Below are 12,448 nucleotides of genomic sequence, written 5' to 3' on the forward strand. Positions count from 1 at the left end.
GTATTTGTATAGACATGCTCATATCGGCTCAGTCGCCCGCTTGCGTTCGGCTGGCGACCCGACCGCGACAACACAACAATAGGCGGAGATCCCGAGCAATGACCCAGGCCAATGCCTCGCGCAGCAAGCCCCTGATCGAGCGGCGCTCGATCGACTACATCCCGGAAAACGAACGACACGGACGCCTCTACAGCCAGTTCACCCTGTGGCTGGGTGCCAACTTGCAAATCACCGCAATCGTCACCGGGGCCCTGGCCGTGGTGCTCGGTGGCGATGTGTTCTGGTCGCTGATCGGCCTGCTGCTCGGCCAACTGGTCGGCGGCGCGGTCATGGCCCTGCACGCCGCCCAAGGGCCGAAACTCGGTCTGCCGCAGATGATCTCCAGCCGCGTGCAGTTTGGTGTGTATGGCGCGGCCATCCCGATTGCCCTGGTGTGCCTGATGTACTTGGGCTTCACCGCCACCGGCACGGTGCTGTCGGGCCAGGCCATCGGCCAGTTGCTGAGCGTCAGCGACAGCGCCGGCATTCTGATCTTCGCCGGGGTCATCGTGCTTGCCACGGTGTTCGGCTACCGCATGATCCACTGGATCGGCCGGGTCGCCAGCGTGCTGGGGATCATCGCCTTCGTCTACCTGTTCAGCCGCATCATGGTCATCAGCGACATCAGCCAGTTGCTGGAGAACCGCCACTTCACCTGGGCCTCGTTCCTGCTCGCAGTGTCGCTGTCGGCGTCCTGGCAAATTTCCTTCGGCCCGTATGTCGCCGACTACTCGCGCTACCTGCCGAGCAACACCTCATCGTTCAAGACCTTCCTCGCCGCAGGCCTGGGCTCGGTGGTCGGCGCCCAGGCGTCGATGGTGCTCGGGGTGTTTGCCGCAGCGATTGCCAACGGCCAGTTCTCCGGCCGTGAAGTGGCCTACATCGTCGGCCTGGGCGGTACCGGCGCCACCGCCGCGCTGCTGTACTTCAGCATCGCCTTCGGCAAGGTGACCATCTCCACCCTCAACTCCTACGGCAGCTTCATGTGCATCGCCACCATCATCAGTGGCTTTCGCGGGCACATCGAAGTGACCCGGCGCCAGCGCCTGTTCTTCGTCCTGGCCATTGTCGGTGCCTCGACCCTGATCGCCTTGCTCGGCCAGCATTCGTTCCTGGCTGCGTTCAAGTCGTTCATCCTGTTCCTGCTGACTTTCTTCGTGCCCTGGAGTGCGGTCAACCTGGTGGACTACTACTTCATCACCAAGGAGCGCTACGACGTGCCGGCACTGGGTAATCCCAACGGCCGCTACGGGCGCTGGAACATGCCCGGCATCATCGTCTACACCATTGGCGTGCTGGTGCAGATGCCGTTCATTTCCACCAAGCTCTACACCGGCCCGATGGTTGCCCATCTGGGCGGCGTCGACCTGTCGTGGATCATCGGCCTGGTGGTGCCGAGCGTGCTGTATTACCTGGTTGCACGGCGCAAGGCCGCCGATGCCCCAGCGCAGATGATCCTGCCGCAAGAGTGCTGATCACTGGAAGTTCAGCTCGGCACAAACCGCAGACGTGGCACGAAGTGTACGCAACCCCAAAAGTACGATCACCACCATGGACAGACCCGCGACAATCGCGACACCGAACCCTGCCAGCGCGCCATAGACGTCGATGACCAGGCCCGCCAAGACGCCACCGAGCGCTACGCCGATGCTGATGCCTGTCGTCATCCACGTAAGTCCTTCGGTGATCCTGGACGGTGGAACAATGATCGTACCGAGATTCATCACGACGACCATCGTTGGTGCAAATGACATACCTGCCACAAACAGCATCCCGGAAAGAATGTAGACGTCCGCTGAAAGAATGGGCAACACGGCAGTGACTGCCGTTATCAGTACCCCGATAAAGAACTGCTTTTCAATCGGCAAGGAAATCCTTAAAGCACCGAACGTCAGACCCGCGATCATTGAGCCGAGCGCATAGGCTGCCAGGATGAAACTGGCAGACGCCGGCCAGCCTTGTGCGTTGGCGAAGGCAACAACCGCCACGTCGACTGATCCGCCAATCACACCCATCGCCAAGAGCGCCAGCACGATGGTACGAACGCCGGGGATAAGCAGGGTCGAGCTTGCGCTCCTTCTAATGCCCACAACCACCTTCGGTTCTGTGTGCCGCTGCATAAGAAAAGCCGTCACGCCGACAACCAGCAACAAGACGGCTACAAGAGGCCCGGCTTCCGCGAAAAAGCTGACGCTCAGACCAATGGCAAGTGGTGGGCCGATGATAAAGGCGAGTTCAGTTAGAACCGTGTCCAGGGAGAAGGCCGTGTGTAACTGTGGCTTGCCACGGAAAAGCTGCGTCCAGCGTGCTCTTATCATGGCGGGCATGCTCGGCATCGTGCCCGCCAATGCCGCAAGAATAAACAGCAGTGTGGCGGGAGCCCTCATGTAGACGGCAATGATCAGCGCGAGCAACATACCAATGCTGAAGGCCGTCACAAAGGGCAGAACCCGACGTTGCCCCCGCTGATCAACAAGTTTCGATACGTGCGGACCGATAAGCGCATTCGCCAAGGTAAAAGTACCGGCGACTGAGCCCGCCAGCCAATAAAGACCCGTCTGCTGCACCAACATGGTAATGATGCCGATGCCGATCATTGCCTGTGGCAGACGGGCAATGGAACTCGCGATCACTAACCCCATGACGCCCGGAGTGGTGAGAAGCTCACGGTAGGGATTTGCCATGATTCCTCCTTTTTATGATTTGACGCTGATGAATGGCCCGCTGCAGGCGACTCAAATTAATGGAGCGGTAAATCGGCGCCCGAGTGCTTATTTGAGAAAACATACAACTGGGAGGTTACAAGTCCACTTGCATCTAGATGATGCAAAACACTCAACAATCACCTCTTACAAAAGCGCTCGACTCAATGCGTCAGCCAAGTGCTTGCGATTACTAACGTTCTCCATCATGGAGACATGCCCACCTGGAATAGAAACAGAACGCATCGCCAAATCAGGCAAGAGCTCTCTCCACCCACCTACCATATCAACCTGCGGCAAAGGGGGGCGCTCACGATCAGTCGCGTAGAAATGATGGAGATTGACCTGCAATGGAGATGGTTTATAGGCGCCGGCAATTTGTGAAAAATGATAAATGGTTTGCCATTTGACTGTTTCCAGCGAGAGGTCTGCATTTAAATCATAGCCTCCCAAACGCTGTGCTTTTCTTATCAGCTCCGCAAGCTCATCATCCTCATCTAACACATCGAATTGATGACGCTCCGCCTCGGAAGTCGACGCCTTAACATGCTCAATAAAGTAGTTCTCAAAGCCCTGGTTTTTATATGGCAACTTGTGCGGCGCGGGAACATCAATAAAGCCTAAAAATTCAACGCTGGCCTCTTTGCACATAAGCGCATGGACGATGGCATAAGCGAGAATCCCTCCAGAGGAATACCCCGCAATACGATAAGGCCCTTCAGGCTGGATCGTCTGGATGAGCGGTATCATTTTTTCGGCCATATCCTCCATTGATTGAGGTAGAGGGTCGTCAATGGCCGACCACGGCAATACATGGATCGGACAACTGGCGCGGATTTGTTGGGCTAGCGAAATAGCATACGAGTAATCGGCTAATCCCGAGGGCACGAAAAAGACCGGGGGCTCAGTCCCGCCAGCGCGCACCGTGATCGCCCCGATCTGCGGGTTGAACACAGGAGACTGTGCGATCTGAGTGGCAAGGTTAGCCAATCGCGGGTGTTCAAAAATGTCGGTCAACGAACACTCCAAACCATAACTCCTGGCTTTCTGCATCAGCTGGACGGCCATGAGAGAATGGCCGCCGAGGGCAAAGAAGTTGTCATGGCGACCGACTTGTTCGACGCCAAGCAGCTCTGACCACATCCTGGCAAGGGTGACCTCGATCTCGCCCAACGGCGCCTCGTAGATCGCATGGGCAAAATCATCGCCCTCTGGAACCGGCAACGCCCGCCGATCAAGCTTGCCATTGCCCGTCAGCGGTAAGCTTTCCATCCGCACAAAGGCAGACGGCACCATGTAGTCGGGTAAACAGCTACTCAGGTAATCACGCAGCGCGCCCGCTAGCGCCAAGCCAGCCTCGGAGTCTACCGGCGTGTTCTGAACTGCGGACTGCACCACCACGTAAGCAACCAGGCGCTTGTCGGCATCCGCGCCTTGCGCCACCACCACCGCCTCGCGGATGGAACGATGCTCGGCCAATCGGGCCGCAATTTCACCCAGTTCAATCCGGAAGCCGCGGATCTTCACCTGGTCGTCATTGCGCCCTAGAAACGCCAGATTGCCGTTTGGAAGATGACGGGCCAGGTCCCCCGTTTTATACATCCGCGCTTCAGGTTTGCCGGCGAAGGGATCGTGCAGGAAACGCTCTGCGGTCAACTCGGGCCGGTTCAGATAACCACGCGCAACGCCGGCGCCGCCGACGTACACTTCACCCGCGGCCCCCATCGGAACAGGCTGGCCAAATGCGTCGAGAAGATAGAGATTCAGATCCGGCAGACATTGACCGATCACGCTGTCGGCTTGTTGCGCATCCGATGAAGTCAGCGGGTAATAGGTGACGTGAACCGTGGTTTCGGTGATCCCGTACATGTTGATCAGTTGCGGGGCAGATTCGCCACGCACGCCATACCAGTCGCGCAAGGTTGACGGCTGCAGCGCTTCGCCGCCAAAAATGACATAGCGCAGCCGGTCCGATGACGGTTGTACGTATTCCATCAAGGCGGTGAAGGCGCTCGGGGTCTGGTTCAGGACGGTGACGCCCTGCTCACAAATCAGCTGGTAGAACGCTTTCGGTGAACGGGTAATGGCATGCGGAACCAACACCAGCGTGCCGCCATAACGAAGGGCTCCCCACAGTTCCCAGACCGAGAAGTCGAAGGCAAAAGAGTGGGACAGGCACCAAACATCACTGGCCTCAAAACCAAAGTCGGCGTGTGTAGTGTCGAACAGGCGCACCACCTGAGCATGCTCGACCATGACCCCTTTGGGTTGTCCGGTTGAGCCTGAGGTGTAGATGATATAGGCGAGGTTGCTGGGGGCAAGGCCGATGACTTCAGGGTTGGCGGCCGCTTCAGGGTGGACATCACGGGGATCGAGGACGGTATGAGCCTGCAAAGCGTCCCCGAGCGCATGGCGCCCGGCCGCATCAGCCAGCACCATGGCCGGAGCCGTATCGCCAAGAATGAACGCCAGTCGCTCGCCCGAATACTCCGGATCGAGCGGCACATAGGCGCCGCCCGCCTTCAGGATCGCCATCAGGCCAACAACCATTGCCGCAGAGCGTTCGACACAAATTGCTACTCGCTGGTCAGGCCTGACACCCAAAGCAATCAGCCGATGCGCCAACCGATTGGCCCTGGCGTTGAGTTCGCTGTAGCTGAGCACCTCACCCTCAAAGATCAGTGCCGTTGCCTCAGGACTGCGCGCAACCTGCGCCTCAAACAGCTGATGAATACACAGACGAACATAATCTTCCGACGTAACTTGGTCGTGCATCCTTACCTCCAGAAGTGAATAAGGTCACTTCTATCGATTGATTGCACCCACATCAGGTAAGTGCAAGTTCATGGAGCATTATCTATTGACTCCTGTCTGTCGTATGCCTCAAGCCATCCAGTGGTAACGTGTCGACCATTAGAACCAACCACTATTTATTATATAGATCAGGTGTATTAATCGACATTATCTTGCCAGCACCATCACACATTACCAAACCCACGCCTGCCGGCAAATTTAGACAGTTTTCAGCTAAAGGCCCTGGTTATTTCCGCTCATGAAAAACAACATCCATGGCCAGGTAAACCAGGACATATTTTTCCTGAGCCAGAGATAAACAATAATCTTTGATTATATTCAGAAAAACGACTTCGATCCGATTCCAGCTACGATCCCCCGTCGAAACCGAGAGTCTACCCCCGACACATCAAAGTCAATACCGGTCGAAAAATGACACATCCTATGTTCTGTACGAAAACCCTTGAAACATCGAAATGGGTAGAATCGACGCCATCAAAGATAGGAGCACCCAATGGCCAAGCGATACGAACTCAGCGATGCGTCCTGGGAAATGATTAAAGATTTGATCACCCTAGATCAGAAAACCGGACGCCCGCGCAACAACGACCGACTGATGCTCAACGGCATACTCTGGGTGCTCTGCTCGGGGGCCACATGGCGTGATATGCCTGAGCGCTTCGGCCCTTGGTCGACGGTTTATCAGCGCTTTCGCGACTGGCGAAATCGAGGCACGTTTGACCAGATGCTCAAGCGCTTGAACATCAAACTCAATGAGCAAGGCCTGATCGATCTGGACACCTGGATGATCGACTCCACCACAGTGCGCGCAACCCGAGCCTCCTCCGGCGTCGGAAAAAAGGGGGGGGCTGAAGAACCGCTAGACCATGAGCTGGGGCTCAGTCGCGGTGGCCTCACGACCAAGATTCATAGGCTCTGCGATTCGAATGGAATACCGCTGTGTTTCAACTTTTCGGATGGACAGGCCAGCGACATTGCGCATGCGCAGCCATTACTTGACCGGGTTCAAATACCAAGCAGTCAGAGAGGGCGATCGCCTAAGCGCTGCCGCTGGTTGTTGGCGGACAAGGGCTACGATGCCGAACACCTTATACGACATTACTTTTCGTACACGGCATAACGCCAGTTGCTCATAGCTGTTTCCCACACAGTTTGTATTTGACGCTAGGCATCACTTTTGGCAACAGTCTGCCCGGACTCTTCAGCGTCAGCTTTCTGTTTCTTCAAGTCCTATAAGACATTTTTATGGACGAGGCAGACATTGCGCTGGAAAATCTTAGTCCGGGCCTTATCATACCTACCGTTTACCAGCAAACACATAAGATGTTTATTTATGGTATAGCTTCAATTTCTGGGTAAAAAAACACCCCATCGAGAGGGGTGCCAGTTTTTTGCTTAAATTATGTATTCAGATGTTGGGGGAATAAGTCGCCGGGGCTCGGCCTGTTTTTGTTCCTGTCCTTCATAGCTTGGCGATCGACACCTCGGTGGATTTGACGAAGGCAATCACTTCGCTGCCGACCCGCAGTTCAAGCTCGTGCACCGAGCGGGTGGTGATCACCGAAGTGACGATGCCAGCGGAGGTCTGCACATCGATTTCCGAGACCACCGGGCCTTCGATGATCTCCTTGACCGTGCCTTTGAACTGATTGCGTACGTTGATTGCCTTGATGGTCATGTGCTGTTTCCTCGTCCTGGGGTGCACTGCCGCGCAGTGCTTGAGGTGCAGATTGCGCCGCAGCGAATAAAATTAAAAAGAATAAATACTTACGAATATAGAACCAAAAGAAATATAAAAAACGACATAACGAAAGACCTACAAGTTATTTATTTTCAGTTTTTTAGATCCTTTAGCATCGGATCCACCCTCATAGAGCAAGTGAGCGCCACCTTTGCACAGCACTCCTTCGACCCCTTTGCACATCGCGCGGGAACTGGCCAATGAGTTCGCCCGCACTGCGGTCGAGCGCGACCGCCAAGGCGGCACACCCAAGGCCGAACGTGACGCCATCCGCAACAGCGGCCTGCTGGCCTTGAGTATCCCCCGCGACTTCGGCGGGCTGGGCGCCAGCTGGGGGCAAACCTTCGAAGTGGTCCGCGAATTCGCCCGGGTCGACAGCTCCCTGGCCCACGTCTTTGGCTTTCATCACCTGATGCTCGCCACCGTGCGCCTGTTCGCCACCCCGGCGCAGTGGCAGCCCTGGTTCGAACTGACCGCGCGCAAGAGCTGGTTCTGGGGCAATGCCCTCAACCCGCTGGACACCCGCACGGTGGTCAAGGACCGCGGCAGCTTTCGTGAATTCTCCGGGAAAAAGAGCTTCTGCTCCGGCGCCAGCGATTCGGAGATGCTCATCGCCTCGGCGGTGGACGAAAGCGCCGGCGGCAAGCTGTTGATCGCGGCAATTCCCAGCGGCCGCACCGGCATCACCTTGCACAACGACTGGCACAACATGGGCCAGCGCCAGACCGACAGCGGCAGCGCCAGCTTCGAACGGGTGCGGGTGGAAGAAAGCGACCTGCTGCTCGACCCCGGCCCCTTGAGCACGCCGTTCGCCTGCCTGCGCCCGCTGATTGCCCAGCTGCATTTCGCCAACATCTTCCTCGGCATCGCCGAAGGCGCTTTCGAAGAGGCCCGCCAGTACGCCCTGCGCGAGTCGCGGCCGTGGTTCAAATCATTCGCCGAACAGAGCAGCGCCGACCCTTATGTGCTCAACCATTTCGGCGACTTCTGGGTACGCCTGCAGGGCGCGCGCTTGCTGGTTGATCAAGCCGCCCTTGAGCTGGACCAGGCCTGGGACAAAGGCGCGGCGCTGAGTGCCGATCAACGCGGGCGCCTGGCGGTGACCATCGCCACCGCCAAGGTCGCCGCCAGCCGGGATGGCCTGGAGATTTGCAGCAAGGTGTTTGAAGTCACCGGCGCCCGCGCCACCCAGGCCTCGGTGGGCCTCGACCGGCACTGGCGCAACCTGCGCACCCAGAGCCTGCACGACCCGCTCGACTACAAGCTGCACGAACTCGGTGAATGGGCCCTGCGCGGGCAATTGCCGACTCCGACCTTCTACTCATAGTGTGACCGCCATGCAATTGTTGACCCTTCCACCCTCCCCGGCCCTGGCCACCTCGATCCGCGCCACCGCGCAGGTGTTCGAAGACCCCAAGTCGCGGGCCTTGCTGGCGCACCTGCAGCGGGTCGCGCCGAGTGAAGCCAGCGTGTTGATCATCGGCGAAACCGGCACCGGCAAGGAGCTGGTGGCCCGGCACATCCACAACCTGAGCGGCCGGCGCGACAAGCCCTTCGTCGCGGTCAACTGCGGGGCGTTTTCCGAATCGCTGGTCGAGGCCGAGCTGTTCGGTCATGAAAAAGGCGCGTTCACTGGTGCCCTCAGTTCCAAGGCCGGCTGGTTCGAAGAAGCCAACGGCGGCACCTTGTTCCTTGACGAGATCGGCGACTTGCCGATGCCGATCCAGGTCAAGCTGCTGCGCGTGTTGCAAGAGCGCGAGGTGGTGCGCCTGGGCTCGCGCAAGAGCATCCCCATTGATGTGCGGGTGCTGGCGGCGACCAACGTGCAACTGGAAAAAGCCATCAATGCCGGGCATTTTCGCGAAGACCTGTACTACCGCCTCGACGTGGTCAGCCTGGAGCTGGTGCCGCTACGCGAGCGTCCGGGCGACATCCTGCCGCTGACCCGCCACTTTATCCAGGCCTACAGCCAGCGCCTGGGCTATGGCGAAGTCAGCCTGAGCAGCGAAGCCGAAGCCAAGCTGCGCAGTTATGGCTGGCCGGGCAATATCCGCGAGCTGGAAAACGTCATCCACCACACCTTGCTGATCTGCCGCGACGGCGTGATCCGCCAGGAAGACCTGCGCCTGTCGAACATGCGCATCGAACGCGCCGACGACAGCCCCAGTAGCGATGATTCGGCGGAAGGGTTGCTGGAGCGGGCCTTCCAGAAGCTGTTCGAGCAGCCTGGTGGCGCCTTGCACGAAAAGGTCGAGGATGCGCTGTTGCGCGCAGCGTATCGGTTCAGCCATTACAACCAGGTGCACACCGCCAACTTGCTGGGTTTGAGCCGTAATGTCACCCGTACCCGGTTGATCAAGATGGGCGAGCTGGCGGTGAACCGAAGGCAGCCTGCGGGGAGTACCCAAGGCGAGCGGGTGCTGAATTTGTCGATCTAATGGCCTCATCGCGGGCCCTGCACCAATCCTGTGGGAGCGGGCTCGACCCGCGATCGAGCGCGCAGCGGTCGCAGTCCAGGCGAGAAAAGGTCAGCGGTAGATCTCACTTCCCGCATCCGCCGCCAGCTTGCGAAACACCAGCGCCGAGGCCATGCACAGCAGCGCACTCACGCCAATAACCCAGGCAATATCCACCACCCCCACCTGCTGCTCGCCCTTCACACTCATCAATACACTGAGCAACGAAGCCGCCACCCCCACCGACAAGCTCATGGTCAACTGCACCGTTGCCGCCGACAAACTGCTGGCCCGGCTGTGCAGTTCGGCGGGTACATCGGCATAGGTCAGGCCGCCCATGGCGCTGAACTGCAAGGAGCGGATCAGGCCGCTGGCGAACAGGATCAACACCACCAGCCAATACGGGGTGTCGAGGTTGAAACTGGCACAGGCGCCCAGGCTCAAGCCGGTGAGCAGCGCATTGATGCTCAAGGTGCGGCGAAAGCCGAAACGGCGCACGATGCGCACCGCCAGCAGCTTGACCACAAAAGCACCGACGCCACCCGTGAAGGTCAGCAGCCCTGCATGCAAGGGGCTCAAACCAAAGCACAGCTGAAACAGCAACACCATCAAGAACGGCTGCGCCGCCGTGCCCAGGCGGAACAAGTTGCCACCCCAGAAACTCAAGGCAAAACTGCGCACGCGCAAGGGCGCAAAGTCCAGAAGCGGCTGGGCGCAACGCCGCGCATGGCGCACATAGAGCAACGCCGCCAGCAGCCCGAGCAACAACATCAGCAACACCCAACGCCGCGCCAGCAAGCCATGGCCCAGGGCTTCGAAGCCGAACACCAGTGCCGCCAGGGCCACACTGGCAAGCACTAGCCCGCGCAGGTCCAGGCGTTGCTGGCAGTCGCCGGGGTAATCGGGAATATGCCGCAGCACCAGGTACACCCCGAGCACGCCGATGGGCAGGTTGACCAGAAAGATCCATTGCCACGCCAGCAGCGTCACCAGCAAACCGCCCAGCGGCGGCCCGAGCATCGGCCCCACCAGCGGCGGGATGGTCAGGTAGGACATGTTGCGCAGCAGGTGCTCGCGCGGCGACCAACGCAGCAGGATCATCAAACCCACCGGCACCATCATCGCCCCCGCTGCGCCCTGGCACAGGCGCGCCAGGCACAGCTGCAGCAACGAGCCGGCCAGTGCGCAGGCCAGCGACGACAGAGTGAACAGGACAATGGCCAGAACGAACAGCCGCCGTGGCCCGTAGCGATCCGCCGCCCAGCCGCTGACCGGCACCGCCAACGCGGCGGCAAGCATGTACAGCGACACCACCAGGTTCATGCGCACGCTCGGCGCGCCGAACTCGCTGGCCATCTGCGGCAAGGCAGTCATCACCACGGTGGAATCGATCAGCTCCATCAACAGCGCACAACCGATGATCATCGGTACCCGCCGTGATAGCCGGGTACTTTGTGTCAACGGTGGCGCCTGCACGCTGCCCAAGTCAGAACAACCCCGAAGTCGGTGGCGGCGTGCCGGTCAGTTGCCAGGCGCCCACCGCCGCCGCCTTCCAGTGCCGCGGGTTGTGGTTGGCGACCGTGCGCGCGTTGCGCCAGTGGCGGTCGAGGTTGTGGCTGCGACCGGTGGTCGAAGCGCCGCCGACGTCGAACAGCAGTTCGGCGGCCTTGAGCGCCGATTCAGCGGCAATGTACTGCGCCTGGGCGACGTCGATGGCCGCCTGGTCAACTTGTTGCGGCTCAAGCCCGCCGGCCCAGGCGCGGTCGATCGAGGCCGCAGCGCGCAGCACCACGGCCTCGGCGGTAAAGACGCGGGCGGCGATCTCGCCGACGCTGAGCTGCACGTACGGATCGTCCACCGAACGCGTGGCACTGCTGTGCTTGATCGGCCGCGCGTGTTCGCGGGCAAACCAGGTGGCATCGTCCAGCGCGTTGCGGGCGATACCGGCCTGCACCGTGGCCAGGAACAACTGCAAAAACGGCGTGACGATGGTGCGCTTGCCCTCCTCCACGGTGCGCGTGCGGATCTCGTCGGCGTACACCACGACATCATGCAAGCGCGTGGTGCCGCTGGCGGTCAGGCGCTGGCCCATGGCATCGAAATCGTCGAGCAACTCCAGGCCCTGGCGCTCGCGCGGCAGCACGAACGACACTGGCTGATCGTTTTCATCCAGGGCCACGGCGCTGACCCAGTCGGCGTACAGGGAGCCGGTGCTGTAGTACTTGCTGCCGCTGGCGCGGTAATGCTCGCCGTCACGCACGATGCGCGCGCTGATCGCGCCATTGGCGCCGCCCACTTCCCAGCCGGCATTGCCCAGCACCGCACCTTGCAGGTAGCGGGCGAACCAGCGCTGGCGCTCGGCCTCGGCGCCGTCGGCAGTTGACGACAACAAACCCTCGATAAAACCGAAGCCCGGACGCAGCGCCTGGGCGACGTTGGAGTCCACCGAAGCGATGCGCAGCAACAGGCCGATCACATCGCTGACACTGCCACCCGGGCCGCCATAGGCCTCGGGAATGCGGCAGGTGTAGAGCCCGGCCTGGGCAATCTGGCGCACCGCTTCATAGGGCAGTTGGCGCTCGCGTTCACGTTGTGCCGCGCCGGCGGCAATCAGCGGCAAAAGATTCTCGGTATTGCCCTTGAGGTCGTCGAGGTTGCGGCGATCAAGCTGGGGGACTGCAGATAAACCAGGCATG

General features: G+C 59.7%; 7 protein-coding genes and 2 pseudogenes. 4 read left to right on the forward strand and 5 right to left on the reverse strand.

The features are described from left to right. Nucleotides 1-98 precede the first annotated feature (98 nt). Nucleotides 99-1,514 carry a purine-cytosine permease family protein gene (locus tag F8N82_RS13940; RefSeq protein WP_038995876.1) on the forward strand — a complete coding sequence of 472 codons (1,416 nt, stop codon included), beginning with the start codon at nucleotides 99-101 and terminating at the stop codon, nucleotides 1,512-1,514. Here the strand turns inward: F8N82_RS13940 and F8N82_RS13945 are convergent, their stop codons facing one another. Both F8N82_RS13945 and F8N82_RS13950 read right to left on the reverse strand, forming a co-directional pair. Beyond that, nucleotides 1,515-2,723, reverse strand: coding sequence for an MFS transporter (locus F8N82_RS13945; protein WP_038995877.1), 1,209 nt, complete (start codon nucleotides 2,721-2,723; stop codon nucleotides 1,515-1,517). Between the two features lie 165 nt (nucleotides 2,724-2,888). Next, nucleotides 2,889-5,480, reverse strand: a pseudogene (locus F8N82_RS13950) (non-ribosomal peptide synthetase); the annotation flags it as partial. 568 nt (nucleotides 5,481-6,048) lie between these two features. On the opposite strand from F8N82_RS13950, the pseudogene F8N82_RS13955 reads away from it, so the two are divergent. After that, a pseudogene (locus tag F8N82_RS13955) lies at nucleotides 6,049-6,666 on the forward strand (IS5 family transposase); the annotation flags it as partial. A gap of 351 nt (nucleotides 6,667-7,017) precedes the next feature. On the opposite strand, the gene F8N82_RS13960 reads toward F8N82_RS13955, so the two are convergent. Continuing rightward, nucleotides 7,018-7,233, reverse strand: coding sequence for a TOBE domain-containing protein (locus F8N82_RS13960; RefSeq protein ID WP_010227092.1), 216 nt, complete (start codon nucleotides 7,231-7,233; stop codon nucleotides 7,018-7,020). Between the two features lie 214 nt (nucleotides 7,234-7,447). Here F8N82_RS13960 and F8N82_RS13965 point away from each other — a divergent pair, with 214 nt between their 5' ends. Next, nucleotides 7,448-8,623, forward strand: coding sequence for an acyl-CoA dehydrogenase family protein (locus F8N82_RS13965; RefSeq protein WP_038995878.1), 1,176 nt, complete (start codon nucleotides 7,448-7,450; stop codon nucleotides 8,621-8,623). A 10-nt stretch (nucleotides 8,624-8,633) separates the two neighbouring features. After that, nucleotides 8,634-9,734 carry a sigma-54 interaction domain-containing protein gene (locus F8N82_RS13970; RefSeq protein WP_038995879.1) on the forward strand — a complete coding sequence of 367 codons (1,101 nt, stop codon included), beginning with the start codon at nucleotides 8,634-8,636 and terminating at the stop codon, nucleotides 9,732-9,734. 90 nt (nucleotides 9,735-9,824) lie between these two features. On the opposite strand, the gene F8N82_RS13975 is transcribed toward F8N82_RS13970, so the two are convergent. Both F8N82_RS13975 and F8N82_RS13980 read right to left on the reverse strand, forming a co-directional pair. Further along, the gene (locus F8N82_RS13975; RefSeq protein ID WP_224793817.1) at nucleotides 9,825-11,177 is read right to left on the reverse strand and encodes an MFS transporter; all 1,353 of its coding nucleotides are present in this window, start codon (nucleotides 11,175-11,177) and stop codon (nucleotides 9,825-9,827) included. Between the two features lie 61 nt (nucleotides 11,178-11,238). Then, the gene (locus F8N82_RS13980) at nucleotides 11,239-12,447 is read right to left on the reverse strand and encodes an acyl-CoA dehydrogenase family protein (protein ID WP_038995882.1); all 1,209 of its coding nucleotides are present in this window, start codon (nucleotides 12,445-12,447) and stop codon (nucleotides 11,239-11,241) included. Nucleotide 12,448: the final 1 nt, after the last annotated feature.

Origin of the sequence: Pseudomonas fluorescens (assembly GCF_902497775.2) — a bacterium.
Taxonomy (GTDB): Bacteria; Pseudomonadota; Gammaproteobacteria; order Pseudomonadales; family Pseudomonadaceae; genus Aquipseudomonas; species Aquipseudomonas putida_F.

Excerpts from the sequence above, each read along its gene's own strand:
- F8N82_RS13940 (WP_038995876.1), top strand. The coding sequence starts at position 99 with ATGACCCAGGCCAATGCCTCGCGCAGCAAGCCCCTGATCGAGCGGCGC.
- F8N82_RS13945 (WP_038995877.1), bottom strand. The coding sequence starts at position 2,723 with ATGGCAAATCCCTACCGTGAGCTTCTCACCACTCCGGGCGTCATGGGG.
- F8N82_RS13975 (WP_224793817.1), bottom strand. The coding sequence starts at position 11,177 with ATGATCATCGGTTGTGCGCTGTTGATGGAGCTGATCGATTCCACCGTG.
- F8N82_RS13980 (WP_038995882.1), bottom strand. The coding sequence starts at position 12,447 with ATGCCTGGTTTATCTGCAGTCCCCCAGCTTGATCGCCGCAACCTCGAC.
- F8N82_RS13970 (WP_038995879.1), top strand. The coding sequence starts at position 8,634 with ATGCAATTGTTGACCCTTCCACCCTCCCCGGCCCTGGCCACCTCGATC.
- F8N82_RS13960 (WP_010227092.1), bottom strand. The coding sequence starts at position 7,233 with ATGACCATCAAGGCAATCAACGTACGCAATCAGTTCAAAGGCACGGTC.